Genomic DNA, 25,186 nt, shown 5'->3' with positions numbered 1-25,186 from the left:
ATGCGGCCGCCACGAACCGGCGAGCTGCGTCGCCGTGCTCTCCCGACCCGCATCGCCGCGCTGCGTCGAGCGCCGCTGGCCTCGGCCGCCCTGCTGATCCTCACCGCCCTGACGGCAGCGAGCGCGAGCGCCGGCGCAGTCACCTGGGCAGCGGTCGCGGGAGGCGCCGAACGTCTCTTCGCCGCCTCCGAAGCCCCGGACTGGGTGCAGATGCACGCCGGGCCCGTCGACTCCGCTGAGATCGCGGCGTTCGCCGCATCGCGGCCCGAGGTCCGTGATCATCAGGTCGCCACCGTGCTCCGACTCGAGAACGCGGGGTTGGTGCTCGATGGTCGAAGCGACGCCGCACGCACCGGTGTGATGGAGATCCTCCTCGTGACCCAGAGCGAGCGGTTCGACATCCTCCTCGGCAGCGACGACGTCGCGCCGGTGCTGGGGCGGGGCGAGATCGCGGTGCCTGTCTTCTACATGCGCGAGTACGACCTCGAACCGGGGGACACCGTCAGCGTCGCGGTCGGCGGATCGACCCGTAGCTTCGTGATCGCCGATCGCCTCCGGGACGCCCAGATGAATCCGGGCATCGTCAACTCCAAACGCTTCCTGCTGCACGACGCCGACTGGGCGGAGCTCGCCGCTGTGTTGCCGCAGCAGAGCATCGTCACCTTCCAGACCGACGGCGATGCGGTCGCGCTCGCCGACGCCTACCGCGCGGCGGGCCTGCCGGCGGACGGCCCCGCGGTCGACGGCGCGCTTCTGCGTCTGATCGGCTCGATCACAGACGGCGTCGTCGCGGCGTGCCTTCTGCTCGTCGCCCTGGTCGTCTTCGCGGTGAGTGCCCTGTGCCTCCGGCTGGTCATCCTCACCACCCTCGAGAACGAGCGTTCGCGCATCGTGCTGCTGCGCATGCTCGGGTTCTCGTCCGCCCGTGTCGTCGGCGAGTACCTGGTGCGGTACGCCGTCGTCGCGGCCGTGGGGGTCGGTCTCGGCATGGGAGCGGCCGTTCCACTGACGGCTGTTCTGACGGCGGGTGTGGTGGCCGACACCGGGGGCGCGCCCGGCACGATGGCGGCGGCCGTGGCCGTCGGCGCCGGCGCGACGGTCCTGGTCGCCACGATCTGCTCGGCCGCGCTCGTCCTGCGCCGGGTCAGACGACTGAGCCCGGTGGCTGCGACGCAGCGCTCCGGCGCGCCACCGGCGACCTGGCTGCCCGCTTCGGCCCTCGTACCCGTGCCTCTGTGGCTGGGTATCCGGTCGAGGCTCACGCGCCCCGCGGGCACCGTTCTCCTGCTCGGCATTGTCGTGATCGCGATGGTCATCGCGGTCGTCCCGTTGCGCCTCGCCCAGACGGTCGCGTCGCCCGACTTCGTCGCCACGATGGGCATCGGTCAGAGCGATGTGCGTGTCTTCGTTCCGGCCACCGCTCCCAGCGGCACAGCGGCGGCGGTGCTCGACGACCTGCGAGACGCCCCCCACGTCGTGCGGTCGGCGATGTCGACGAGTCGGCGGGTGGCGGTCGCGGCCGCCGGGTACGAGGCCGACCTCGTGATCGAGACGGTCGACGCATCCGTCCCGTCGCCGATGTACAGCTCCGGGCACGAGCCGGGCCGCGACGACGAGGTCGCACTGTCTCTCCTCGCGGCGCAGACGTGGGGCGTGGGTATCGGCGACACGGTGCGACTCGGCGGCGACGAGGGGCCCCGGAGCGATGTCGAGATCAGGGGCCTCTACCAGGACATCACCAACGGCGGGCGCTCGGCCCGGACACTGCGCGGGGCGGTGCCGGGGCCCGTCGCCTGGCAGACGGTCACCGCAGACGTCGCGCCGGGGAGCGACGTCCAGCGCGTGGTCTCGGATCTCGAGGCGCGCCATCCGACGGCGACGGTCACGAGCGTCGGCCGGTTCGTCGAGCAGACGCTCGGTGGCACGATCGAAACCCTGCGGGCGTCCGCGATCGGAGCAGCCTCTTTCGCCGCGGGCGTGCTGATACTGGTTGTCCTGCTGCTCACCCGGCTCGAGTCGGTGCGAGACCGGCGCGGGCTCCGCGCTCTGCGCACGATCGGCTTCACCGCGGGTTCCGTGCGCGCGACGGTCGCGCTGCGCGCGGTCATCGTCGCCGCCTTCGCTGCACCCCTGGGCGTCGTCGCCGCCGAAGCCCTCGCGCCGGCGGCTCTCGGCGCGATCCTCTCGGCGCTGGGCGGGGGAGCGGTCGCGCTCCCCTCCGATGCTCTGCCTGCTGCGGTGACCGTGGCGATCGCCGTCGTGGCGGTGGCAGCATCCAGCGCCGTGTCCGCGTCGATCCCCTCTCCCGTGACGACCGCGTTCCGACGGAAGGACGCCTCATGACCACTTCCCTGATCACGGCTCGCGGGATCACACGCGCCTACCGGTCGCCCGCGGGCGCGCAGACGGTCGTGCTCGATGATGTCGATCTCGAGATCGAGGCCGGGTCGTTCACCTGTCTCACCGGTCCGAGTGGTTCGGGCAAGTCGACGCTCCTGCACTGCCTGAGCGGACTCGACCGGCCCGACCGTGGTCGGGTTCGCTTCGACGGGGTGGACCTGGGCGAGCTCGATGACCGTCGAGCATCGCGGCTCCGGCGGGAGCGGATGGGCTTCGTCTTCCAGCACGCCGACTTCCTCGACGAGCTGTCGGTGGGGGAGAACGTGCTTCTCCCCGTCCTGGCGCGTCGAGGGGCTGCAGCGCGCGGAACTCGACGGTGGATCGACGCGCTGTTCGAGCGACTGGGAGTGGGCCACGTGCGCGACAGCCGACCTGCGGCGCTATCGGGCGGCGAACGTCAACGTGCAGGCATCTGCCGAGCGTTGGTGAACCGGCCCGACGTGGTCTTCGCGGATGAGCCGACCGGCGCTCTCCACCGCGATGCCGCGGATGCGGTGGTCGAGCTGTTCGCGGAACTGCACAGGGGAGGGACCACGGTCGTCCTGGTCACGCACGACCCCGTCGTCGCCGAGAGGGCCGGGACGCGTCATCACCTTCTCGACGGGCGACTCGACGCGGTTCGATGACGCCCGGGAACGCGGAAGGGGCCGGCCCGATCGGGCCGACCCCTTCACTGCGTCGAACGCTCAGAGAGCGCGGATGTTCGTCGCCTGCAGGCCCTTCTGGCCCTGCTCCACGTCGAACTCGACCTTCTGGTTCTCGAACAGGTTGCGGTGTCCAGTGCCGGAGATGGCGCTGAAGTGCGCGAACACGTCCGCGGTGCCGTCGTCCGGAGCGATGAAGCCGAACCCCTTCTCCGAGTTGAACCATTTGACGGTGCCAGTGGCCATGTCGTCATTTTCCTTCTGTGTTCTGGGACCACCGCTGTGATGATCCGGATACCGCTGCGGCTGAGCCGCTGCGGAGTGTGAGGGGGCGAGCAGACACTCGCCGGTGGTGGTGACCGGACCAGATAGGTGCGGTCACGGGGCCGAGAGCATGGCCCGGGTGCATGAGATCGACGGCGGAATGAAACGAAGTGCACGTCGGAGTGAACCGACGGAGAGGCGCGCCGTGACGCACCGACTCTCGAATGCTACGCGATTTCCGGCGGCTGTGGGGCGATCCGTCGCGCAATGTCGTCGAATGACGCAATCCGACTCACTCCTGGTGCGCTCCGGGACCGCTCGCGAAGCGCGCGTCGAAAGCCGCGAGGATCCGAGCGCACGCGGCGACGTCCTCCGGCGTGCCGGCGAGTTCGAACTCGAACACGACCGGCCGTCCCGATACGCGCCCGAGCTCGCGTGCCGCCGCCTGGTAGTGGTCGCCGAAGTTGCGATTGCCCGAGCCGATGATCCCGACGAGGCGCCGGCGATTCACGGGTGAACGCAGGAACGCGCGAACCGTGGCCGGCAGCGTCGCGTGCGCGTCGTTGCCGGCCTTGTACGAGGGGGTGAGCAGAATCCACGGGCCGGGCGCCTCACTCGATCGCACCGCCCGATCGGACAGATCGCGCAACGGGCGGCCGTCCGTGGCGTGCAGGTGCTGCGCGAAGCGGCGGATCAGGTTCGAGCTCGAAGAGTGGAAGTAGACCGGGAGGTGCGGCACGGGCCCAGTCTGCTCCGCGCCCGGGAACGCCGAGCAGGCGGGAAGCGTGAGAACTCATCGTCTCGATTTGTTCCGGCCGTGGCTCGGGTGTGGTCAGACCACATAGGTCACACTGAGGACACGGGGTCGAGGTCCCTCCATCCCGGATTCGGACACAGACGCGGACACCTTCCGCGCCGGGAAGGCTCACGATGTCCATCGCCGTCGACGCCCTCGTCACCCGGGCACAGCGTGCCCTCGACGAGTACGCGCATTTCACCCAGGAACAGATCGACCACATCGTCCGCAAGGCGTCGGTCGCGGCGCTGCACCACCACGGCGACCTCGCCGTCATGGCGGTCGAGGAGACCGGGCGCGGCCTGTTCGAGGACAAGGCCGTGAAGAACATGTTCGCCTGCGAACACGTCACGCACTCGATCATCGACCAGAAGACCGTCGGCGTCATCGCGCACGACGAGCTCACGGGGATCACCGAGATCGCGGATCCCGTCGGGGTGATCTGCGCGCTGACGCCGGTGACCAACCCGACCTCGACCGCGATCTTCAAGTCGCTCATCGCCCTCAAGACCCGCAATCCGATCGTTTTCGGATTCCATCCGTCCGCTCAGCGCTGCTCGTCCGAAGCCGCCCGCATCGTCCGAGACGCCGCGGTGGCCGCCGGCGCGCCCGCTGACTGCATCCAGTGGATCGACGAGCCCTCGATGGAGGCATCCGGCGAGCTCATGAACCACCCGGGCGTCGCTCTCATCCTCGCCACCGGCGGCAACGCCATGGTGCGTGCCGCTTACTCGTGCGGAAAGCCGGCGCTCGGCGTCGGCGCCGGCAACGTGCCCGCGTTCATCGAGCGCACCGCCGACGTCGGCCGGGCCGTCAACGACATCGTGCTGTCGAAGTCGTTCGACATGGGCATGGTCTGCGCCAGCGAGCAGGCGGTCATCCTCGACGAGCCCGTCGCCGACGAGGCGCTGGCGGAGTTCGCCCGCTTGCACGCGTACCGGGTGAGCGCCGCAGAGAAGGCGATGCTCGAGGAGTTCGTCTTCGGCGTCACCGCCGACAGCGCGAACTGCGGCGAGGCGAAGCTCAACGCGCGCGTGGTGGGCCAGTCGCCGGTCTGGATCGCCGAACAGGCGGGTTTCGCGGTGCCTGCGGACACCTCGATCCTCCTCGCCGATGTCGCGGGAGTCGGTCCGCACGAACCGCTGACCCGTGAGAAGCTCGCCCCGGTCCTGGCGGTGCTGCGCGCCGCGACCCCCGAGGAGGGCATCGAGCTCGCGCGGCAGATGGTGGCCTTCGACGGACTCGGCCACTCCGGCGCCATCCACTCGAACGACGCCGAGGTCGTCGCTCGTTTCGCCGAGGTCGTCAAAGCGGTCCGCATCATCGAGAACTCGCCGTCCGCCCTGGGCGGCATCGGCGACATCTACAACGCCTTCCTGCCCTCGCTGACCCTCGGGTGCGGTTCGTACGGGCACAACTCCGTATCCAACAACGTCTCGGCGGTGAACCTCGTGAACGTCAAGCGCGTCGGTCGGCGCAACAACAACCTGCAATGGTTCAAGATCCCGGCGAAGACGTACTTCGAGCCGCACGCGATCCGGTATCTCGCCGACATGAGAGGCGTCGAGCGCGTCAGCATCATCACCGACGAGACGATGACCTCGCTCGGCTACGTGGACCGCATCACCGATGTCCTGAACCGTCGCGAGAACCGTGTGCAGGTGCAGCTGCTGAACCAGGTGCGTCCCGAGCCGAAGGTGTCGGAGGTCGTCGCGGGCGCCGAACAGCTGCGCCAGTTCCAGCCCGACACGATCATCGCGCTCGGCGGCGGCTCACCTATGGATGCCGCCAAGGTCATGTGGCTGCTGTACGAGAACCCCGAGATCGAGTTCTCCGACATGCGCGAGAAGTTCTTCGATGTCCGCAAGCGCGCCTTCACCTTCCCCGAGATGGGCAAGAAGGCCAAGCTCGTCTGCGTCCCCACCACATCGGGAACCGGCTCGGAGATGACCCCCTTCGCCGTGATCACCGACGACGTCACGGGGATGAAGTACCCGCTGGCCGATTACGCGCTGACGCCGTCCGTCGCCATCATCGATCCCGAGCTGACGCGCGTGCTGCCCGGATTCCTCGTGGCCGACGCCGGCTTCGACGCGCTGACCCACGCAACCGAGGCCTACGTGTCGGTGTACGCGAACGACTACACCGACGGGCTGTGCCTCCACGCGATCAAGCTGATCTTCGAGAACATCGAACGCAGCACGAACGCCCGGCCGGGTTCGACCGACGGCGCCGACCGGAAGGCTCGCGAGAAGATGCACAACGCCGCATCCATCTCGGGAATGGCCTTCGGTAACGCGTTCCTGGGGATCGTGCACGCGATGGCCCATGTGACGGGCGCGACGTACAAGCTGGTGCACGGGCGGACCAACGCCGTCTACCTGCCCCACGTCATCCGCTACAACGGCACGGTCCCGACGAAGCTCACGAGCTGGCCCAAGTACGAGCGCTACATCGCGCCCGAACGGTTCCAGCAGATCGCGCAGCACCTCGGGCTCCCCGCCGCGACGCCGGAAGAAGGGGTCGAGAGCTACGCGCGTGCCGTGGAGGAGCTGCGCGACCGCGTCGGCATCGAGCGGTCGTTCCAGGCGCAGGGGGTCGACGAGGCCCGCTTCCTGGACAACCTGCACAGCCTCGCGATGGCCGCGTACGAGGACCAATGCGCGCCGGCGAACCCCCGGATGCCGATGATCGACGACATGAAGACGCTCATGGAGGCCGCGTACTACGGCACCTCGTTCGCCGAGGTGCGCGCCACCCGCGCCGCGGCCGTCGTCGCCGCCGACACCCTCACGGTGACAACCCCGGACGCTCCCGCTGCACCGGCCAAGAAGAGCACCGGCAAGGCTAAGGCGGCGCACGGCGGCTGACGACGAGCCAGGGAGCGCAGGGCCGGGCCGAGAGGTCCGGCCCTGCGCCTACGCTGTAGCCATGCAGCAGCGCAGCCTCGCTTCGACCTCCCGTTCCGTGTCGGCCATCGGCCTGGGCACCTGGCAGCTCGGCGCGGATTGGGGCGAGGTCGACGACGACCAGGCTCTGGCCGTCCTGGCCGCGTCGGCCGACGCCGGCGTCACGCTCTTCGACACCGCCGACGTCTACGGCGATGGACGCAGCGAGAGCACCATCGGCCGGTTCCTCGCCGCTCGTCCCGGGCATGGGATCACCGTGGCCACCAAGATGGGCCGGCGTGAGGCGCAGCTGCCCGAGAACTACACGCGCGAGAACTTCCGTGCCTGGACCGATCGGTCGCGCCGCAACCTGGGTGTCGACACCCTCGACCTCGTGCAGCTGCACTGCCCGCCCTCAGCCGTCATCGAATCCGACGAGACGTACGACGCGCTCGACGAGCTCGTTGCCGACGGGGCGATCGCGGCCTACGGAGTCTCGGTCGAGACCACCGCGCAGGCGCTCGCGGCGATCGCGCGGCCGAACGTCTCGAACGTCCAGATCATCGTCAATCCCTTCCGGCTGAAGCCGCTCGACGAGGTGCTCCCGGCGGCTGAAGCGGCCGGCGTCGCGATCTTCGCGCGCGTCCCCCTGGCGTCGGGCCTGCTGAGCGGTCGTTACACCGAGAAGACCGAGTTCGCAGCTGACGACCACCGTTCCTACAACCGCAACGGCGAGGCCTTCGACCGCGGCGAGACCTTCTCCGGCGTGGACTTCGAGACCGGCCTGGCGGCCGCGCGCAGGCTCGCGGCCGCTCTTCCCGAGGGCGTCACCCTGCCGGCGGCGACGCTGGCGTGGATCGCCTCGCGGCCGGGCGTCACGAGCGTCATCCCGGGAGCCCGCACGACCGAGCAGGCACGAGCCAACGCTGCTGCGGGGGACCTCCTCGACGACGGCGCCGATCTGACGGCTTTCGCCGACGCGGTCGTCGACGTCTACGACGAGCTGCTGCGGGCCGACATCCACCCCCAGTGGTGACCGGCGTCCCTCTCTTGCGTTGCGGCCGCGCGCGGCCGAGCATGGGCGTATGACCCGACGACCGCATCCCGCAGCCTTCGTGGCCGTGGTCGCGGTCGGGGCCCTCGCGGTATCGGCCTTCTGGGCGCTCGCCCCGCTTCGCGACCTGGCGGCCCTCCGTGGCTCGGACACCCCGGCCGCCGTCGTCTCGGACGCGACGCCGTCGACGCCGTCCGCGGAGCGAGCGGCGGATGCCGCGCCGGCGCCCTATGCCCGCAACGACAACGCGTACGACATCTCGACGCTCCCGTTGATCGACGTGCGTTCGGTGAACTCGGCGGTGCCCGTCGACGATGATCCGATGGGGTCGGTGACCTCGTTGCTCGCGCGACCGCTGGGCGCGGGTGCTCCGGTGTTCGCCGACCCCACGGCCCAGCCCGTCGGTCAGCTCCCGCGCGACCACCACTACGGAGGTACGACGGTGCCCGTCGTGCAAGCGCAGACCGACTGGGTGAAGGTGCTCTTGCCCGGCCGACAGGGCGTGCCTCCCGAGGGGAACGGTGGTCAGACCGTGGGGTGGCTGCGCGCCGCCGACGTCGAGTTGACCACGACCGCCCAGTACGTCGAGGTGCATCTCGCGGCGAACACCATCGACATCGTCAGCGCGACCGGACGTGAACGCGTGTCGGACCAGTTCGCGTGGGGAAAGCCGTCGACGCCGACCCCGACCGGGCGGACCTTCGTCATGTGGACCACGGTGGTCCCGGAGTTCCGGTACACCCAGGGGCATCCGATGGTCTATCTGGGGGTGCAGTCACCCGTGATGGCGGGATTCGACGGGGGAGACGTCGCCGTGACGGCCTTCCACTACTACCGGATGCGCGAGGGCGACACCTCGTTCGGCTGCATATACCTCGACGGGCCTGCGGTCGACCGCCTCGCCCAGCTGCCGCCCGGGACCCCGGTCATGATCCAGCCGTAGCCGTGGCGCGCCTGTGGACACCCGCGACACCGTGCGCGCGAGACGGCCTACGCTGATCGCGTGAAGATGGAGTTCGACGCGGAGGTCTTCCGCTGGGAGGCCCGCACCCAGGCGTGGTACTTCGCGGCCGTGCCCGACGAGCCCAGTGCCGATATCCGCGAGATCCCGCGGATGCCACGGGGGTTCGGATCCGTACGGGTGCGCGCGACGATCGGCGGGTCGACGTGGCAGACGTCGATCTTCCCGGATGCCGCGCGCGGCGGTTACGTCCTGCCGCTGAAGCAGGCGATCCGTCGCGCCGAGTCCATCGGATCCGACGGCATCGTCCGGGTGATGCTCGAGGTCCTCGACGCGTGACCCCGCTGTCGTCGGCGACGATCGTGCTGGTGGCTGTCTGCGCAGCGCTGAGCATCGCGCTCACGGTCATCGATATCGCGACGCATCGGCTGCCGAACCGGCTCGTCATCGCATTGGCCGGCGCGGCTGCGGGCATCGCGGTGCTCTCCGCCATCGAACGGGGTTCGATCCGGCCGATCGTCGAAGCGGTCGTCGCGGGGGCGGTGCTGTTCGTCCTGTACTACCTCCTGCATCTCAGCGGTGGCGGGATGGGCGGGGGAGACGTCAAGCTCGCTGCGGCCATCGGGCTCTTCCTGGGGCCGCTCGGCTGGCAGGCTCCGCTGCTCGCGACCGCGCTCGGGTTCGTGGCGGGCGGCCTCGTCGCCGTCACCATGATCGTCGCCGGGCGCAGCGGTCGGCGCACGCGGATCCCATTCGGGCCCTTCATGCTCCTGGGCGCATGGGCGGTGGCAGGGGGCGTCTGGGCCGGGACATGAGGCCTGTCAAGGGCACGGGGGCCGGGGCGAGCGCCGCGCTATCGTGGCGGCATGGCCGAGTCCACCTTCGTCTCCCGCTCGATCGCGTGGGCGCTGCAGCGCAAACCGGTGCGCGCGTTCCTGCTGTACAGCGAGCACCGCGGACCGGTTCTCGCCGACAGCGTCACGTACCGCACCCTGTTCAGCGTCTTCGCCGGTGTCCTTCTGGGGTTCTCGGTCGCGGCGCTCTGGCTCGCCGGCGATCCCGTCGCTTGGCAGGCCCTCATCGACGCCGTCAACGGCGTGATCCCGGGGCTCGTCGGGGAAGACGGCCTGATCAAGCTCGACAGCATCACGGCTCCCGCAGGACTGTCGATCGCGGGAGCCATCGCAACCGTCGGTCTGCTCGGTGCAGCCATCGGCGCGATCGGATCGCTCCGCACCGCGATGCGTGCGATCGCGGATGAGCTGACCGACGACGTTCTGTTCATCTGGGTGATGTTGCGCAACCTCGCACTCGCGATCGGTATGGGCGGTGCACTCGTCGCGGCAGCCGCTGTGACGATCCTCGGGACGGCTGGAGTCGGACTGCTCGCAGATCTTCTCGGCTTCTCCGACGAGAACCCGCTCGTGCAGTTCGCCGGTTGGGCGGTCTCGTTGGTGGTGGTATTCGCACTCGACGCCGTCGTCGTGGCGGTTCTGTTCCGAGTGCTCTCCGGCGTGAAGGTGCGCAAGCGCGCGCTCTGGAGCGGCGCACTCCTCGGTGCCGCCGGGCTGACGGTGCTGCAGCAGCTGTCGGGACTGTTCGTCGGTGGAGCGACCTCGAACCCGTTGCTGGCGTCATTCGCCTCGCTCATCGCGCTGCTGCTGTGGCTCAACCTGTCGTCGCAGGTCATCCTCATCGCCACGGCGTACATCGTCACGGGTGTGCGCGAAGAGGAGGACCGCGTCCGGTCGCGCTTCGGTGCCACGACGTTCCTGCAGCGTCGCGTGCAGCGTGCCGAGGATGCCGTCTCCGCCGCCGCCCGCGAGCTCGACAAGGCCCGCGAGCTCGAGGCCGAGGAGCGCGCGAAAGCGGGCGCCTGATCTACCGCGCGTAGCGCTCGACGAACGCGCTGAGGATCGAACCCGTGTGCGTGACCGGGCTGCGGCGCACCGCGGAGAGCGTCAGGTCGAGCTCGTCGGGAGCGAAGTATCCGTAGCCGGCGTAGGCGTGGATGCGGGTCGTGATGCCCTCGAGGTCGAGCTCGGGGTGGAACTGCGTCGCGTAGACGTTCTCGCCCACCCGGAACATCTGTACCGGGCATCCGGCCGAGGAAGCGAGCAGCACGGCGCGTGAGGGGAGCGCCGAGATCGCTTCCTTGTGTCCGACGAACGCGGGGAACGTCGGCGGCATCCCGGCCAGGAGCGGATCGCGCCGCCCGGCGTCCGTCAGCTCGACGTCGACGACGCTGATCGGCTCGCCGAACCGGCGGTCGATCGTGGCACCGAGGAACGCACCCACGGTGCCGATGCCGTAGCAGGCGCCGAGGAACGGGCTGTCGTGCGCGATGACCCGTGCCAGCAGGTTCGAGAACTCCGCCTCGACGCGGCGCTGCACGAGGGATTTCTGCTCCCACGGATCGGACGCGTTGAACGGGCCGCCGCTGCCCGAGATGTCGTCGAGGTCGATCTCCGGCATCGGGCCCGCCTCGAGGCGCACGCGGCGGAGCGATGCAGGCTCGAGCCCCGTGTGACGGAGGAAGAGCTCGTACTCTTCATCGGCGGGGACGTCCTCGGCGCGGGTCGCGAGCAGCACGAACGGTTTCACGCCCGGGGGTGCTTTCGTAGTCGCCGAGCACGCATGGCGCAAGCGTATCGGCCGGGTCGGCCCGCGAGGGTATCGTCGGGAGCCAGGAGGTCAGAACATGGCTATTGCACGACTGCACGGTGGTCCCCTCGACGGGCAGACCCTTCCGCTGGACGACGACGCGTCAGACCGGCTCATCCTTCCCTACAGCGAGACCCAGGTGGTCTACGAGCGCGCCGGCCAGCCCGAGAACACCGGTGAGGGTGACGGCCCGACGTCGTCGGAGTTCCACTTCGTCGAAGCCGAGGGCGACATCGACCCCTCGACCGATGAGCGCGACGACCGCGTCACCAGTGACGACTGAGCCGCGCAGCTCGCTCGAGGTCGAGCGCAAGTACGACGTCGGGGACGACACGGCCGTTCCCGACTGGTCGACGCTTCCGGGGGTCGCGACGGTCGGCGAGGCCGAGCCCCGCGCGCTCGACGCGCGCTATCTCGACACCGCCGACGGTCGGCTCGCCGCTGCGTTGACAGCGCTCCGACGGCGCACGGGCGGACCCGACGCCGGCTGGCACGTGAAGCGCTCGACGCCGGAAGGCAAGCTCGAGACGCACTGGCCCCTCGACGACGCCGACGAATCGGCTCCGCTCGAGGTGCCCGAGGCGATCGTCGCCGAGCTGGCCGAAGTGGCGCAGCCGCCGTTCGAGGTCATCGCGCGCATCCGCAACTCGCGCACCGCGTTCGCGTTGCTCGATGCCGAGGGTGACATGGTCGCGGAGTTCGTCGACGACCGGGTGACGGCGACCGATGAGCGATCCGGGCGGGTCAGCTCCTGGCGCGAGTGGGAGCTCGAGCTCGGGCCCGCAGCGCCGCGCAGCGCGGAGGGCGTCGCATCGCTCTTCGCCGCGGCCGATGAGCTGGTCGCCTCGGCCGGGGGAGCGCCCGCGGCATCCGAATCCAAGCTCGGACGCGCTCTCGGGCGCTGAGCGGCCCGGGTTCTCACCGACACGCAAAGACGAACGCACCGCCGGCCGGAGCCGAGCGGTGCGTTCGTCTTTGCGTGACGCGAACGTCAGAGGTTGATCATGTGCCCCGCGAGACCGTGGAAGGCCTCCTGCAGGCCCTCCGAGAGCGTGGGGTGCGTGTGGACGTTGCGCGCTGCCTCGAGCGCGGTGAGGTCCCACTTCTGCGCCAGGGTGAGCTCGGGCAGAAGCTCCGACACGTCGGGGCCGATGAGGTGGCCGCCCAGGAGCTCGAGGTGCTCGGCATCTGCGATGAGCTTGACGAAGCCGACGGGCTCGCCCAGACCGTTGGCCTTGCCGTTGGCCGAGAACGGGAACTTCGCGACCTTGACGTCGTAGCCGGCGTCGCGCGCCTGCTGCTCGGTGAGACCGAACGACGCGACCTGCGGCGAGCAGAACGTCGCGCGCGGCATGTTGCGGTAGTCGCCGAGCGTCTGCGTCTCGGCTCCACCGATGGTCTCGGCCGCCACGACGCCCTGCGCCTCGGCGACATGCGCGAGCTGCAGCTTCGCGGTGACATCACCGATCGCGTAGATGCCCTCGACGTTGGTGCGCATGTAGTCGTCGATGTCGATCGCGCCGCGCTCGGTGAGCTTGACACCGGTGTTCTCGAGACCGAAGCCCTCGACACGGGGAGCGAAGCCGATCGACATGAGCACCTTGTCGGCCTCGATCTGACCCTTCGCGCCGTCGGCGTTGGCCGAGTACGAGACCGTGACCTTGTCGCCCGAGTCGACGATCTGCTCGACCTTGGTCGAGGTGAGGATGTCGATGCCGTACTTCTTGTACTGCTTCTGGATCTCCTTCGAGACCTCGACGTCCTCGTTGGGGAGGGCGCGGTCGAGGAACTCGATGATGGTGACCTTCACGCCGTAGTTCGACATGACGAACGCGAACTCCATGCCGATCGCGCCGGCGCCGACGATGACGATCGAGTTCGGCAGGTCGCGCGTGAGGATCTGCTCCTCGTAGGTCACGACGTTGTCGCTCAGCTGCACGCCAGGGAGCAGGCGCACCGTCGAGCCCGTGGCGATGATGACGTTGTCGAACGTCACCGTCTCCTGCGAGCCGTCGGCCTTGGTCACCTGGATCGACTTCGCGTCGAGGAACGACCCGCGGCCCTCGTACTCGGTGACCTTGTTCTTCTTCATCAAGAAGTGGATGCCCTTGACGTGCGTCTCGGCCACCTTGCGGCTGCGGTCGAACGCGGTGCCGAAGTCGAAGTTCACATCTCCGCTGATGCCGAAGAGATCGGCCTTGTGCTTGAAGGTGTGGGCGAGGTCGGCGTTCTTCAGCAGAGCCTTGGAGGGGATGCAGCCGACGTTGAGGCAGACGCCTCCCCAGTACTTCTCTTCGATGATCGCGACGGACTGTCCGAGCTGCGCAGCGCGGACAGCTGCGACATACCCGCCGGGGCCCGCGCCGAGGATGACGACGTTGTAGTGAGGCATGGTCCCAGCCTAGTCCTCGGTGCGCCGCCGAGACGCCGCGATCAGGGCGACGACGAGGGCGATGACACCGGCGACCGCGACGATCGACACGACGATCCAGAACACCGCCGGCAGGCCTTCGGCGGGTGCGGCCTCGGCGGTTCCATCGGTCGACGCCGTGGGCGCCGCAGCGGGGTCGCCGGCGACGAACGAGAACTCTCCGGAGACCGGATGACCGTCGCTCGAGACGACGCGCCAGCGCACCGTGATGGGCCCCTGACTGTCTCCGCTGAGGGCCTGCGTCGCCGTCGTCCCGTCGAGCGTCGGCGCGCCCTCGGCGAGCTCCGTGCCGGCCGCATCGGTCACCGAGATCGCATTGACGCCGTCCTCGTCGATGAGTACGCCGCTGAAGGTGAGGGTCAGTTCGTCGGGCAGCGCGGCGACGGTCGAATCCGCGGCAGGGTCGGAGGCGAGCAATTCGTCGTGTGCCAGAGCGGGCGAAGCGGGCGAAGCCGCAGCGAGGCCGAGCACGAGGCCGAGACCCACGAGCAGGCGCGTGCGAAGCGAAGGAGTGCGTGCAGACATCGTGCCGAGCCTAATCCTCGGCTATATGAACGGGGTGAGAGGGCCCGGTATTCGCGTTCGCGACTCGTCGCCGATCCGTTAGGCTGGCCCGGAAGAGGAGGACACTGTGGACGAAAAGGATCGAGACGTCGACGACATCCGACGCGGACCCGACCGCGCGCCGCACAGCGGTTCCTCGGACACGACGCAGACGTTCGGGCACGACCTGGACCTGTCGTTCGTGCCGTTCGGGGCTGACCTCACCGCTGTGGAGCGCGACGCGATCCAGGCGTTGCCCGAGCGGGCGGCCCTGCTTCTGGTGCGTTCGGGCCCGACCGCGGGCGCGCGGTATCTGCTCGACACCGACGTGACGACCGTCGGCCGCCACCCCGAGGCCGACATCTTCTTCGATGACGTCACCGTCTCGCGTCGGCACGCCGAGATCACCCGCACGGGGTCGGCTTTCGAGATCGTGGACCAGCGCTCGCTCAACGGCACCTATGTCAACGGCGAGCGTGTGGACCGTGCCGTGCTCTCCGACGGGGCTGAACTGCGCGTCGGCAAGTTCCGCCTGAACTTCTTCGTCTCACCGCTCGATCGCGCTCCGGCGACCGGCGCGTGAGCGCGGCTCCCGCTGCCCGCGGCCGGTCCACGGCGGCGGGTCACCTGAGCATCGGTCAGGTCCTCGCCCGGCTCAGCCCGGAGTTCCCGGCGCTGAGTTCGAGCAAGCTGCGGTACCTCGAAGATCAGGGAATCGTGACCCCCACCCGCACCGGGTCGGGGTATCGGAAGTTCTCACCCGCCGATGTCGAACGTCTGCGCACCGCGTTGACACTCCAGCGCGACCACTACATGCCGCTGGCCCGCATTCGGGAGTACCTCGATGACCCGGGGGCGGAGGGTCCTCCTCCTGCGTTGCCGGCATCCATCGTTCAGCATCGGCGCTACCGGCGCGACGAGCTGATCGACCAGGCCGAGGCCACCCCGGCGTTGCTCGGCGACGCCGTCTCTGCCGGGCTGCTGCCTGCCGCTGACACCTACGACGAGCGCGCGCTGGTTCTGTTGCGCACGCTCGTGGCGCTCGATCGCCACGGGATCGGGCCGCGCCACCTCCGCACTGTCCGACAGGCGGCAGAACGCGACGTGGCGCTCGTCGAGACGGCCCTCGCGCCGCTGCTGCGCCGCACCGATTCATCGGCTCGTGGGCGTGCGCACGAACTCGCCCCCGAGCTGTTGCGTCGGCTCGACGATGTCCGTTCCGCGTTCGTCCAGGGCGCGATCGATCGACTGGGCCGGTGAGCGTCGCGCGACACGCCGCGGGCTCTGACCGGATGTCGTTGCCGCGGCGGCATCCCTCATCTAGCGTGGAAGAAACCCGACCGTCCGGCAGGAGGACCAGATGACCGCGCATGATTCGCTCGGCGAGATGCGGTTCACGACCGACCTCCTCTTCACCGACGGTCTTCCCGAGATGGACGACGAAGCCGGATATCGCGGGGCGCAGGCCGCCCGTGCCGCCGGCATCACCTACCGCCAGCTCGACTACTGGGCCCGGACCGAACTCGTCGTCCCGACCGTGCGCGGGGCCAGTGGCTCGGGATCGCAGCGGCTCTACGGCTTCCGCGACATCCTCGTCCTCAAGCTCGTGAAGCGGCTGCTCGACACCGGCATCTCGCTGCAGCAGATCCGCGTCGCCGTCGACCAGCTTCGCGCCGCGGGCATCCGCGACCTCGCCGGGACGACGCTGATGAGCGACGGCGCCTCGGTGTACCTCTGCACGTCGAACGACGAGGTCATCGACCTCGTCAGCCGTGGGCAGGGCGTGTTCGGCATCGCGGTCGGCAAGGTGCTGCGCGAGGTCGAGTCGACGCTCGTCGAGTTCGACCCGCAGGCTCCGGACCCCGTCGACGAGCTCGCGACGCGTCGCGCTGCGCGCAGCGCCTGAGACCTCCCCGTACACAGAACCCCGGCGCACCTTGGGTGCAGCCGGGGTTTCGTTCGTGTGGGTCCGGGCGGCTCAGCTCGGTGTGACCGTGGGGGCCTCGCCCGCGACGGCGATACGGCCCGTCCGGAGCACGCGGTCGAGCAGCGCGTCGAAATCGGACGCGAGCTCCTGCGCGGAGTCTCCCGGCCAGATGTGCAGCGGCTTCGCCGCGCCTTGAGCCTGCTGCAGCGAGGTGCGCTCGGGCAGCTGGGGTGAGAGCACCAGGGGGCCGAACATGTCGCGCAGTTCTTTGATGCGGAACTGGTGCTCGATCGACTGCGGGCGAACACGGTTCACCACGATCCCGAGAGGCTGCAGGCGCGGGGAGAGACCGCGTCGGATCTCTTCGATCGCGCGCAGCGCTCGGTCGGCCGCGGCGACGGAGAACAGGCCGGGCTCGGTCACGACGATGACGCGGTCGCTCGCAGCCCACGCCGTACGGGTGAGGGCGTTGAGTGAGGGCGCGCAGTCGATGAGGACGAGGTCGTAGTCGGCCTCGATGGTGGCCAGCGCCTCTTCGAGCTTCCAGACATCGCGCACGCTGGGGTGCGGTCCGTCGAAGTTGATGGCCGACGGGCTGCCGATCAGAACGTCGATGGTGCCGGGATGCACCTTCGCCCACCCGCTCGAGGTGATGGCCTGACGGACCACCTTCTCCTTCGGGTTGGCGAGGACATCGGCGACGTTGAGACGGCCGGCGACCTGGATGTCCATCCCCGTCGACACGTCGGACTGCGGATCGAGATCGACGACCAACGTCCGGACACCGCGGGCGAACGCGGCGGATGCGAGCCCCAAGGTGACCGTGGTCTTGCCGACCCCGCCCTTGAGCGAGCTGACGGAAAGTACGTGCACGAGGCTCTACGTTACCGTCCCCTAGGCTGTGAGGGTATTCGAGCCCCCGCGCGGCGCCGTCGCCGTGCGACTCAGCCCAGCGAGGTGAGCATGTTCCGCAAGATCCTTGTCGCGAATCGCGGTGAGATAGCCATCCGCGCCTTCCGCGCCGCTTTCGAGCTGGGGGCGCGTACCGTCGCCGTCTATCCGCACGAGGACCGATACTCGCTTCACCGGCTGAAGGCCGACGAAGCCTACGAGATCGGCGTCAAGGGTCATCCCGTACGGGCCTACCTCGACGTCGACGAGATCATCAGGGTCGCGCGTGAGAGCGGAGCCGACGCGATCTACCCGGGCTACGGGTTCCTGTCCGAGAACCCCGAGCTCGCCGCACGCGCCGCCGACGCGGGCATCGCCTTCATCGGTCCGTCCGCACGCGTGCTCGAGATGGCGGGCAACAAGGTCACCGCCAAGAGCCATGCGGTCGCCGCCGGCGTTCCGGTGCTGCGATCGACGGAGGCCTCCGACGACATCGATGTCCTGGTCTCGCAGGCCGGTGACATCGGCTTCCCGATCTTCGTCAAGGCCGTCGCCGGCGGTGGGGGTCGGGGAATGCGGCGCGTCGCCACTCCCGACGAGCTCGCCCCAGCCCTGTCCGAGGCCATGCGCGAGGCCGGCAGCGCGTTCGGCGACGCCCGGGTGTTCTTGGAGCAGGCCGTCCGCCGTCCGCGTCACGTCGAGGTCCAGGTGCTCGCCGATGCCACGGGGGAGACCGTGCACCTGTTCGAGCGCGACTGCTCGGTGCAGCGTCGTCACCAGAAGGTCATCGAGATCGCGCCGGCCCCCAACCTCGACGACGAGACGCGTTCCGCCCTCCACCGGCACGCGATCGCCTTCGCGACCTCCATCGGCTACGTGAACGCCGGGACCGTCGAGTTCCTGCTCGAGACCGACGGGCCACGCGCGGGGGAGTTTGTGTTCATCGAGATGAACCCTCGTATCCAGGTCGAGCACACGGTCACCGAGGAGGTGACCGACGTCGACCTGGTGCAGTCGCAGATGCGGATCGCGGCGGGGGAGACCCTGGCGCAGCTCGGCCTCACCCAAGACCGCATCCAGCTGCGCGGCGCCGCGCTGCAGTGCCGCATCACCACCGAGGACCCGGCACAGGGGTTCCGCCCCGACACGGGGAAGATCACCACCTACCGGTCTCCGGGCGGAGCCGGCATCCGTCTCGACGGCGGCACGACCGCCGCCGGCTCTCAGGTGAGCCCGCACTTCGACTCGATGCTCGCCAAGCTCACGTGCCGGGGCAGGGACTTCGGCGCCGCGGTCGTGCGCTCGCGCCGTGCCCTCGCCGAGTTCCGCATCCGCGGCGTCTCGACCAACATCCCGTTCCTGCAGCAGGTGCTCGATGACCCCTCCTTCGCCCGCGGCGACCTGAGCACGTCGTTCATCGACGAGCGCCCCGAACTGCTCGAGGGGCGCACGTCGAAGGATCGCGGGTCGAAGATCCTCGGATGGCTCGCAGACACCACGGTCAACCGTCCGCACGGTTCTGCCCCGACGAGCGTCGAGCCGCGAAGCAAGCTCCCCCGACTCGACCTGACGGCGCCGCCGCAGGCCGGCTCGCGCCAGCGGCTGCTCGAACTCGGTCCGACGGGGTTCGCAGAGGCGCTGCGCCGCCAGACGCCGCTCGCCGTCACCGAGACGACCTTCCGAGACGCGCACCAGTCGCTCCTGGCGACCCGGGTGCGCACGAAGGACCTCGTGGCGGTCGCACCCGCCGTCGCCCGTCTCACCCCGCAGCTCCTCTCGGTCGAGGCATGGGGAGGGGCGACCTACGACGTGGCGCTGCGCTTTCTCGGCGAAGACCCGTGGGAGCGGCTCGACAAGCTGCGCGCCGCCTTGCCCAACGTGGCGCTGCAGATGCTGCTGCGCGGTCGCAACACCGTGGGGTACACGCCGTATCCGACCCCAGTCACGCAAGCCTTCGTCCGTGAGGCCGCAGACGCCGGCGTCGACATCTTCCGGATCTTCGACGCGCTGAACGACGTCGCGCAGATGCGTCCGGCGATCGACGCCGTGCTCGCGACCGGGACGACGATCGCGGAGGTGGCGCTCTGCTACACGGGCGATCTGCTCGACCCGGCCGAAGACCTCTACACGCTCGACTACTACCTGCGTCTCGCCGAGGAGATCGTCGACGCCGGTGTGCACATCCTCGCCATCAAAGACATGGCCGGCTTGCTGCGCCCCGCCGCAGCATCGCGCCTGGTCTCCGCGCTGCGCGAACGCTTCGATCTGCCGGTCCACGTGCACACGCACGACACCGCCGGCGGCCAGCTCGCCACGCTGATGGCCGCGAGCGCCGCGGGAGCGGATGCCGTCGACGCAGCGTCCGCGCCGATGGCCGGCACGACCAGCCAACCGTCGCTGTCGGCTCTCGTGGCCGCGCTCGCGCACACCGAACGCGACACGGGGCTCGACCTGGGTGCCGTCTCGGACCTCGAGCCCTACTGGGAGGCGGTACGACACATGTACCGGCCGTTCGAGTCGGGTCTTCCCGGCCCCACCGGGCGCGTCTACCGTCACGAGATCCCGGGCGGCCAGCTGTCGAACCTTCGCCAGCAGGCCATCGCGCTCGGCCTCGCCGACGACTTCGAGCTCATCGAGGACATGTACGCCGCGGCCAACCAGATCCTCGGCCGGGTTCCGAAGGTCACGCCGTCGTCGAAGGTCGTCGGCGATCTGGCCCTGCATCTCGCAGCCGTCAAGGCGGATCCCGCCGCCTTCGCCGCCGACCCCGGGGCATACGACATCCCGGAGTCCGTCGTCGGCTTCATGGCCGGCGAGCTCGGTGACCTGCCGGGCGGATGGCCCGAACCGTTCCGGTCGAAGGTGCTCGCCGGGCGCACCGTGCGGCCCGCCGCCGCCGAGCTCTCACCGTCGCAGGCCGCGGCCCTCGACGCGGACTCGCCGACACGGCGACGCACGTTGAACTCGCTGCTGTTCCCCACGCCCACGCAGGAGTTCGACCGGGTGCGCGACACCTTCGGAGACCTCAGCGTGCTCGACACGGCCGACTATCTCTACGGTCTCGTGCCCGGCGCCGAACACGTCGTCGAGATCGAGAAGGGCGTGCAGCTGTACGTCGGGCTCGAGGCCATCGGCGAGGCCGACGAGAAGGGGATGCGCACGGTCATGGCGACATTGAACGGTCAGCTGCGCCCGGTGTTCGTCCGCGACCGCAGCATCAGCGTCGAGGCCCGTCAGGCCGAGAAGGCCGACACGTCGGTTCCCGGCCAAGTCGCCGCCCCGTTCTCGGGTGTCGTCACGCTCAAGGTGGCTGTCGGCGACGCCGTCGAGGCGGGAGAACCCGTCGCCTCGATCGAGGCGATGAAGATGGAGGCGGCGATCACAGCGCCCGTGGCGGGCGTCGTCGAACGGCTCGTGGTCGATCCGACGGCCGCGGTCGAGGCCGGGGACCTTTTGGTCGTCGTCCGGACCGGCGGGTAGCCTAAGGGGTCGGGCGCGAGCTCGAGACCTTGGAGTGGATGCAGCAGAACATGCCTGAGCGCAATGAGAACCAGCCCGACGAGACCGATCCCGCGGTCCTCGCCGACAGTGAGAGCATCCACACGACGGCCATCGGGATCGTCGGCGGTACCGCGCAGGTCGACGTCGCTCTCCCCGTCGCCGATGACGACCTCGACGACGACGACGTCATCGACGGTGAGATCGGCGACGAGCAGCTGACGACCGGCGACATCCCGCTCGGCGGCGGCCAGGACGAGCAGCATGACGCTGCCGGGGTGTCGTACGACGCCGATGTCCGCGGCTCCGAGGACGGGGGAAGTGTCGACGACGCGTCGGGCGACGAACCCCATGCGGACGACGAGCTCGCAGACGACGAGGTCGAAGACCACGAGTTCGAGGACCACGGGCTCCCGGAGGCGGACGAGACCGCGGGAGACGGGTCATTCGATCACGCCGTCGATGACGTCGACAGCGACACCTCCGTCGACGAGGGGGCCGCAGAGCCCGCCGGCGAGGTCGTGACCGCCACCATCGAGGACGAGGACGACTCCGAGCCCGGACCCGACGACGCGGCGATCGCCGACGTCGTCGCGGATGCGCCGGATGCTGCTGCGGGTGCCTCGGACGTCGCAGTGGAGAACGCCGCCGCCGCGCCTGAGGACGTCGACGCCGTCGACGGCGGGGTGGTCGTCGCGACCGTGGTGCCGACCTCGACGCCGATCACCGGATCCGTGCCCACCACCCGCCGCCAGGCTCACCACGTCGCCGAGCAGGTCCGGCACGCGAGCGAGCGGGTCCAGGTCACGCGTCAGGCAGAGCCCGTGCTGCAGTCGCGGCGTCTGGGCGATCTCGAGCCGGGCCGCGAAACAGCGGATCTGCTCACCGCCGAGCGCCTTCTCGATCCGGCCCAGGTCGTTCGGGCCGAGCCCGAGGGGCGCTGGCAGCGCCTGGTGTACAGCGTCTCGGGCCATCGCATCAACCTCGGCGACAGCAAGCGGGCCCGCTCCCGCAAAGAGCTCGACCGCCGCATCTCGGCCCCGCTCGCGGGTGGGGCGAAGTTCGTCCCCGTGCTCTCGCGTAAGGGCGGCGTCGGGAAGACGACCGTGACCACCCTGCTGGGGATGGCGCTCGCAGACGCCCGCGACGACCGCGTCATCGCGATCGACGCCAACCCCGACCGCGGCACGCTCGCCGATCGCATCGGCCGCACGAGCGGCAAGACCGTGCGCGACCTGGCGCGTGCTCGGGGCGAGGTGGTCGGGTTCAACGATCTCTCCGCGATCGTCGCGCGAGACGAGACCCGCCTCGACGTGCTCGCGTCCGACACCGACCCGCACATCTCCGAAGCTTTCAGCGACCACGACTACGAGGATGTCGCCGCGATCGCCGCGCACTACTACTCGATCGTCCTCACCGACACGGGCACCGGAATCGTCCATTCCGTGATGGGTGCGACGCTCGGGATGTCCGACCAGATCGTCGTTGTCGCCGGGCTCTCCGTCGACGAGGCGCGGCTGGCTTCCGAGACGCTGACGTGGCTCGAGTCCAACGGCTTCGCCGACGCGGTGAAGAACGCCATCGTGGTGCTCAACACGTCTCGTCCGGGCACGCCGATGGTCCGTGCGGAGGAGTTGGAGACCCACTTCGCCACGCGCGTCCGCTCGGTGCTGCGGGTGCCGTACGACCCGCATCTCGCGGCAGGGAGTGCCGTGTCGTTCCGCGACCTCGATCCGGCGACGCGTGAGGCCGCGCGCACGCTCGCAGCGAGCGTGGTCGAGGGGTTGCGTCTCGGGGCGGCGGCCTGACATGGCGGTTCGCGCCATCCGGTTCTTCGGCGACCCCGTCCTCAAATCGACGGCAGCTCCGATCGAGACGATCGACGACGGTGTGCGCTCGCTCGTCCGTGATCTCCTCGACACGGTCGAGCTGCCCGGCCGCGCCGGGGTGGCGGCGCCGCAGATCGGCGTCGGGCTGCGCGCGTTCAGCTACAACGTCGACGGGGTCGTCGGCTACATCCTCAATCCGCGCCTGGTCGAGGTGTCGGGTGAGCCCTCGCTGATCGGCGAAGGCTGCCTGTCGGTGCCGAACCTCTGGCACGACACGCTCCGCCACCCCTACGCGCGTGCGGTGGGCATCGACCTCGACGGTGACGAGATCGTCCTCGAGGGCGAAGGTCTCATGGCCCAGGCGTTGCAGCACGAGTGCGACCATCTCGACGGCATCCTGTACCTCGACCGGCTCTCGCCCGCCGAGCGGCGCATCGCGATGCGCGAGGTGCGCGAGTCTTCCTGGTTCTGACCCGTCACGACGAAGGGGGCCCGGCTGATGATCTACCAGCCGGGCCCCCTTTCGCGTCATCCGATCATCCGAGCGGAACGTTGCTCGTCTTGACCGGCTCGTCGTAGATCTCCGAGATCTCGTCCGAGAAGTCGGTGAGGATGACGTTGCGCTTGATGCTCATCTTCGGCGTCAGATGGCCGCTCGCCTCCGTCCACTCGGTGTCGAGGATCGTGAACTTGCGGATCGATTCGGCTCGCGAGACGTTGCGGTTGGCATCGTCGATCGCTCGCTGGATCTCGGCGCGGACCTGACTGTTTTTCGCAGCCTCTGCGATCGTCATGTCGCCCGAGAGGCCGTTGTTCGTCAGCCACGTCGGCAGCATCTCCGGGTCGAGCGTCACGAGCGCGGAGATGAACGGCTTCTGATCGCCCACGACGACGACCTGGCCCACGATCGGGTTGGCGCGGATGGGATCCTCGAGCACGGCCGGGGCGACGTTCTTGCCGCCGGCGGTGACGATGATCTCCTTCTTGCGTCCCGTGATCGTGAGGAAGCCCTCGTCGTCGAACGACCCGATGTCACCCGTCTTGAACCAACCGTCGTTGAACGCCGCTTCGGTGGCCTCGGGGTTGCGCCAGTACTCGGCGAACACGTTGACGCCCCGTACCTCGACCTCGCCGTCCTCACCGAGGCGCACGCCGACACCGGGGAGGACAGGACCGACGGTGCCGATCTTGGACTTCGTCGCGAGGTTCACCGTGGCGGGTGCCGTCGTCTCGGTCAGCCCGTACCCCTCGAGGATCGTGACACCGAGGCTGTGGAAGAAGTGTCCGAGGCGCGGACCCAGGGGAGCGGATCCCGAGACGGCGTACGTGACGCGGCCGCCCATGGCGGCGCGAAGCTTGCCGTAGACGAGCTTGTCGAACAGCCGGAACTTCAGCTTGGTCACGAGCGGAATGCTCTTGCCTTCCTGCTGCAGCCGCGAGTGCTCGATCGCGACGTGCGCCGCGGCGCGGAAGATCTTGCCCTTGCCGCCCGCCTCGGCCTTCTGCTCCGCGGAGTTGTAGACCTTCTCGAACACTCGCGGCACGGCGAGCAGGAAGGTCGGCTGGAAGCTGCCGAGCGCGGGGAGCAGCTGCTTGGTGTCGGGCTGATGCCCGGTCTTGACCCCCGCGTGGACGTTGAGGATCGAGATGAAGCGGGCGAACACGTGAGCCGTCGTGATGAACAGCAGCGTCGACGCGCCGCCGGGGTGGTTGACGACCTCCTTGAGCGCTTCGCCGGAGTTGCGGGCGAGCTCGACGAAGTTGCTGTGGGTCAGGACGCAGCCCTTCGGGCGTCCGGTCGATCCCGAGGTGTAGATGAGCGTCGCGATGTCCGAGCCGACGGCGAGGTTCCGTCGCCGTTCGATCTCGTCGTCGGACACATCGCTTCCGCCCGAACGCAGCTTGTCGAGGTCTCCCGAAGCCATGACCCACACCTCGCGGACGAGGGGCACCGTCGACCGGATCTCATCGATGCGGGCCGCGTGGTCGGCCGACTCGGCGATCGCGAACGTCGCGCCCGAGTCGCTGAGGATCCAGGCGATCTGCGACGCCGAGCTCGTCTCGTAGACGGGGACCATGACGGCTCCGGCGAAGAAGATCGCGAAGTCGACGAGCGTCCAGTCGTACGTCGTGCGGGCCACGAACGCGACCTTGTCGCCGGGCTCGACACCCGCGGCGACGAGGCCCTTCGCCAGGGCGATGACCTCGCGTTGGAATTCGGCCGCGGCGATGTCGCGCCATGCACCGTCGTGTGGGACGGCGAAAAGTGCTCGCGACGGGGTGGCAGCGACCCGGTCGACGAGGAGATCGGTGATGTTCGCGTCAGGGTCGGCTGGAACGACAGCGGGGACTTCGAACTGGACGGCGCTCATGGGCGGCAACTCCTTCGGTACCGG

Annotated in this window: 23 protein-coding genes; 16 read left to right on the top strand and 7 right to left on the bottom strand. The window is 69.4% G+C overall.

Going from position 1 to position 25,186, the window contains the following annotated elements; genetic code table 11:
• Together ACU6RU_RS08195 and ACU6RU_RS08190 are read left to right on the top strand one after the other, a co-directional pair.
• Positions 1-2,343: an FtsX-like permease family protein gene (locus ACU6RU_RS08195; RefSeq protein ID WP_446726273.1), complete on the top strand. Its 2,343-nt coding sequence runs from the start codon at positions 1-3 to the stop codon at positions 2,341-2,343.
• Complete coding sequence (locus tag ACU6RU_RS08190; protein WP_446726272.1) at positions 2,340-3,026, top strand: ABC transporter ATP-binding protein; 687 nt, start codon at positions 2,340-2,342, stop codon at positions 3,024-3,026. Before ACU6RU_RS08195 ends, ACU6RU_RS08190 begins: the two co-directional genes overlap by 4 nt.
• Before the next feature lie 60 nt (positions 3,027-3,086).
• On the opposite strand, the gene ACU6RU_RS08185 is transcribed toward ACU6RU_RS08190, so the two are convergent.
• Entirely contained in the window at positions 3,087-3,290 is a 204-nt protein-coding gene (locus ACU6RU_RS08185; RefSeq protein ID WP_091499607.1) for a cold-shock protein, read from the bottom strand.
• A gap of 310 nt (positions 3,291-3,600) precedes the next feature.
• A complete protein-coding gene (locus ACU6RU_RS08180) occupies positions 3,601-4,047 on the bottom strand; it encodes a ribonucleotide reductase stimulatory protein (protein ID WP_120263004.1) in 447 nt (148 codons plus the stop codon).
• Between the two features lie 191 nt (positions 4,048-4,238).
• Here ACU6RU_RS08180 and adhE point away from each other — a divergent pair, with 191 nt between their 5' ends.
• From adhE to ACU6RU_RS08150, 6 genes are all read left to right on the top strand, one after another.
• Positions 4,239-6,974, top strand: coding sequence for a bifunctional acetaldehyde-CoA/alcohol dehydrogenase (gene adhE / locus ACU6RU_RS08175; RefSeq protein WP_446726271.1), 2,736 nt, complete (start codon positions 4,239-4,241; stop codon positions 6,972-6,974).
• Positions 6,975-7,035: 61 nt separating this feature from the next.
• Positions 7,036-8,028: an aldo/keto reductase gene (locus ACU6RU_RS08170; protein ID WP_120263003.1), complete on the top strand. Its 993-nt coding sequence runs from the start codon at positions 7,036-7,038 to the stop codon at positions 8,026-8,028.
• A gap of 49 nt (positions 8,029-8,077) precedes the next feature.
• Entirely contained in the window at positions 8,078-8,989 is a 912-nt protein-coding gene (locus ACU6RU_RS08165) for a L,D-transpeptidase (protein WP_289331213.1), read from the top strand.
• A 66-nt stretch (positions 8,990-9,055) separates the two neighbouring features.
• Positions 9,056-9,346, top strand: a complete 291-nt coding sequence (locus ACU6RU_RS08160; RefSeq protein ID WP_353105728.1) for a DUF1905 domain-containing protein — start codon at positions 9,056-9,058, stop codon at positions 9,344-9,346.
• A complete protein-coding gene (locus ACU6RU_RS08155; protein WP_446726270.1) occupies positions 9,343-9,822 on the top strand; it encodes a prepilin peptidase in 480 nt (159 codons plus the stop codon). The genes ACU6RU_RS08160 and ACU6RU_RS08155 overlap by 4 nt, the downstream gene beginning before the upstream one ends.
• 51 nt (positions 9,823-9,873) lie before the next feature.
• Positions 9,874-10,887 carry a YihY/virulence factor BrkB family protein gene (locus ACU6RU_RS08150; RefSeq protein ID WP_289331216.1) on the top strand — a complete coding sequence of 338 codons (1,014 nt, stop codon included), beginning with the start codon at positions 9,874-9,876 and terminating at the stop codon, positions 10,885-10,887.
• A gap of 1 nt (position 10,888) precedes the next feature.
• Here ACU6RU_RS08150 and ACU6RU_RS08145 read toward each other — a convergent pair whose 3' ends face one another.
• Complete coding sequence (locus ACU6RU_RS08145) at positions 10,889-11,611, bottom strand: glutamine amidotransferase (protein ID WP_446726269.1); 723 nt, start codon at positions 11,609-11,611, stop codon at positions 10,889-10,891.
• Between the two features lie 97 nt (positions 11,612-11,708).
• On the opposite strand from ACU6RU_RS08145, the gene ACU6RU_RS08140 reads away from it, so the two are divergent.
• Both ACU6RU_RS08140 and ACU6RU_RS08135 read left to right on the top strand, forming a co-directional pair.
• Positions 11,709-11,954 (top strand): response regulator, encoded by a 246-nt coding sequence (locus tag ACU6RU_RS08140; RefSeq protein WP_120262998.1) that lies wholly within the window; start codon positions 11,709-11,711, stop codon positions 11,952-11,954.
• Positions 11,920-12,576 (top strand): CYTH domain-containing protein, encoded by a 657-nt coding sequence (locus ACU6RU_RS08135; RefSeq protein ID WP_183045277.1) that lies wholly within the window; start codon positions 11,920-11,922, stop codon positions 12,574-12,576. Before ACU6RU_RS08140 ends, ACU6RU_RS08135 begins: the two co-directional genes overlap by 35 nt.
• A gap of 86 nt (positions 12,577-12,662) precedes the next feature.
• Here ACU6RU_RS08135 and lpdA read toward each other — a convergent pair whose 3' ends face one another.
• Both lpdA and ACU6RU_RS08125 read right to left on the bottom strand, forming a co-directional pair.
• On the bottom strand, positions 12,663-14,063 hold the full coding sequence (gene lpdA, locus ACU6RU_RS08130; RefSeq protein ID WP_120262996.1) for a dihydrolipoyl dehydrogenase: 1,401 nt from the start codon (positions 14,061-14,063) through the stop codon (positions 12,663-12,665).
• 9 nt (positions 14,064-14,072) lie between these two features.
• Positions 14,073-14,627 carry a copper resistance protein CopC gene (locus ACU6RU_RS08125; RefSeq protein WP_120262995.1) on the bottom strand — a complete coding sequence of 185 codons (555 nt, stop codon included), beginning with the start codon at positions 14,625-14,627 and terminating at the stop codon, positions 14,073-14,075.
• 106 nt (positions 14,628-14,733) lie between these two features.
• Between ACU6RU_RS08125 and ACU6RU_RS08120 the strand changes: the two genes are divergently transcribed.
• From ACU6RU_RS08120 to ACU6RU_RS08110, 3 genes are all read left to right on the top strand, one after another.
• Positions 14,734-15,228, top strand: coding sequence for an FHA domain-containing protein (locus ACU6RU_RS08120; protein ID WP_023951596.1), 495 nt, complete (start codon positions 14,734-14,736; stop codon positions 15,226-15,228).
• The gene (ftsR, locus tag ACU6RU_RS08115) at positions 15,225-15,905 is read left to right on the top strand and encodes a transcriptional regulator FtsR (RefSeq protein WP_446726268.1); all 681 of its coding nucleotides are present in this window, start codon (positions 15,225-15,227) and stop codon (positions 15,903-15,905) included. The genes ACU6RU_RS08120 and ftsR overlap by 4 nt, the downstream gene beginning before the upstream one ends.
• Before the next feature lie 100 nt (positions 15,906-16,005).
• A complete protein-coding gene (locus ACU6RU_RS08110) occupies positions 16,006-16,551 on the top strand; it encodes a MerR family transcriptional regulator (protein WP_120262994.1) in 546 nt (181 codons plus the stop codon).
• Positions 16,552-16,623: 72 nt separating this feature from the next.
• Here ACU6RU_RS08110 and ACU6RU_RS08105 read toward each other — a convergent pair whose 3' ends face one another.
• Positions 16,624-17,445: a ParA family protein gene (locus tag ACU6RU_RS08105; protein ID WP_120262993.1), complete on the bottom strand. Its 822-nt coding sequence runs from the start codon at positions 17,443-17,445 to the stop codon at positions 16,624-16,626.
• 90 nt (positions 17,446-17,535) lie between these two features.
• Here ACU6RU_RS08105 and ACU6RU_RS08100 point away from each other — a divergent pair, with 90 nt between their 5' ends.
• Genes ACU6RU_RS08100 through def form a run of 3 tightly spaced genes read left to right on the top strand, consistent with a single transcriptional unit; the run spans position 17,536 to position 23,262 of the window.
• A complete protein-coding gene (locus ACU6RU_RS08100; RefSeq protein WP_446726267.1) occupies positions 17,536-20,943 on the top strand; it encodes a pyruvate carboxylase in 3,408 nt (1,135 codons plus the stop codon).
• 50 nt (positions 20,944-20,993) lie between these two features.
• A complete protein-coding gene (locus ACU6RU_RS08095; protein ID WP_446726266.1) occupies positions 20,994-22,769 on the top strand; it encodes a MinD/ParA family ATP-binding protein in 1,776 nt (591 codons plus the stop codon).
• A 1-nt stretch (position 22,770) separates the two neighbouring features.
• Positions 22,771-23,262 carry a peptide deformylase gene (def, locus tag ACU6RU_RS08090; RefSeq protein ID WP_446726265.1) on the top strand — a complete coding sequence of 164 codons (492 nt, stop codon included), beginning with the start codon at positions 22,771-22,773 and terminating at the stop codon, positions 23,260-23,262.
• 64 nt (positions 23,263-23,326) lie between these two features.
• Here def and ACU6RU_RS08085 read toward each other — a convergent pair whose 3' ends face one another.
• Complete coding sequence (locus ACU6RU_RS08085; protein WP_446726264.1) at positions 23,327-25,162, bottom strand: AMP-dependent synthetase/ligase; 1,836 nt, start codon at positions 25,160-25,162, stop codon at positions 23,327-23,329.
• Positions 25,163-25,186 lie beyond the last annotated feature (24 nt).

This window comes from Microbacterium sp. F1-18 (genome assembly GCF_052921305.1).
Note: the sequence above shows the minus strand (reverse complement) of the source record. Positions and strands in the feature narration are given on the sequence as shown.

Excerpts from the sequence above, each read along its gene's own strand:
- ACU6RU_RS08140 (WP_120262998.1), top strand. The coding sequence starts at position 11,709 with ATGGCTATTGCACGACTGCACGGTGGTCCCCTCGACGGGCAGACCCTT.
- ACU6RU_RS08195 (WP_446726273.1), top strand. The coding sequence starts at position 1 with ATGCGGCCGCCACGAACCGGCGAGCTGCGTCGCCGTGCTCTCCCGACC.
- ACU6RU_RS08170 (WP_120263003.1), top strand. The coding sequence starts at position 7,036 with ATGCAGCAGCGCAGCCTCGCTTCGACCTCCCGTTCCGTGTCGGCCATC.
- lpdA (WP_120262996.1), bottom strand. The coding sequence starts at position 14,063 with ATGCCTCACTACAACGTCGTCATCCTCGGCGCGGGCCCCGGCGGGTAT.
- ACU6RU_RS08110 (WP_120262994.1), top strand. The coding sequence starts at position 16,006 with ATGACCGCGCATGATTCGCTCGGCGAGATGCGGTTCACGACCGACCTC.
- ACU6RU_RS08095 (WP_446726266.1), top strand. The coding sequence starts at position 20,994 with ATGCCTGAGCGCAATGAGAACCAGCCCGACGAGACCGATCCCGCGGTC.
- def (WP_446726265.1), top strand. The coding sequence starts at position 22,771 with ATGGCGGTTCGCGCCATCCGGTTCTTCGGCGACCCCGTCCTCAAATCG.
- adhE (WP_446726271.1), top strand. The coding sequence starts at position 4,239 with ATGTCCATCGCCGTCGACGCCCTCGTCACCCGGGCACAGCGTGCCCTC.
- ACU6RU_RS08185 (WP_091499607.1), bottom strand. The coding sequence starts at position 3,290 with ATGGCCACTGGCACCGTCAAATGGTTCAACTCGGAGAAGGGGTTCGGC.
- ACU6RU_RS08165 (WP_289331213.1), top strand. The coding sequence starts at position 8,078 with ATGACCCGACGACCGCATCCCGCAGCCTTCGTGGCCGTGGTCGCGGTC.
- ACU6RU_RS08160 (WP_353105728.1), top strand. The coding sequence starts at position 9,056 with ATGGAGTTCGACGCGGAGGTCTTCCGCTGGGAGGCCCGCACCCAGGCG.
- ACU6RU_RS08085 (WP_446726264.1), bottom strand. The coding sequence starts at position 25,162 with ATGAGCGCCGTCCAGTTCGAAGTCCCCGCTGTCGTTCCAGCCGACCCT.
- ACU6RU_RS08150 (WP_289331216.1), top strand. The coding sequence starts at position 9,874 with ATGGCCGAGTCCACCTTCGTCTCCCGCTCGATCGCGTGGGCGCTGCAG.
- ACU6RU_RS08125 (WP_120262995.1), bottom strand. The coding sequence starts at position 14,627 with ATGTCTGCACGCACTCCTTCGCTTCGCACGCGCCTGCTCGTGGGTCTC.
- ACU6RU_RS08100 (WP_446726267.1), top strand. The coding sequence starts at position 17,536 with ATGTTCCGCAAGATCCTTGTCGCGAATCGCGGTGAGATAGCCATCCGC.
- ACU6RU_RS08190 (WP_446726272.1), top strand. The coding sequence starts at position 2,340 with ATGACCACTTCCCTGATCACGGCTCGCGGGATCACACGCGCCTACCGG.
- ACU6RU_RS08135 (WP_183045277.1), top strand. The coding sequence starts at position 11,920 with ATGAGCGCGACGACCGCGTCACCAGTGACGACTGAGCCGCGCAGCTCG.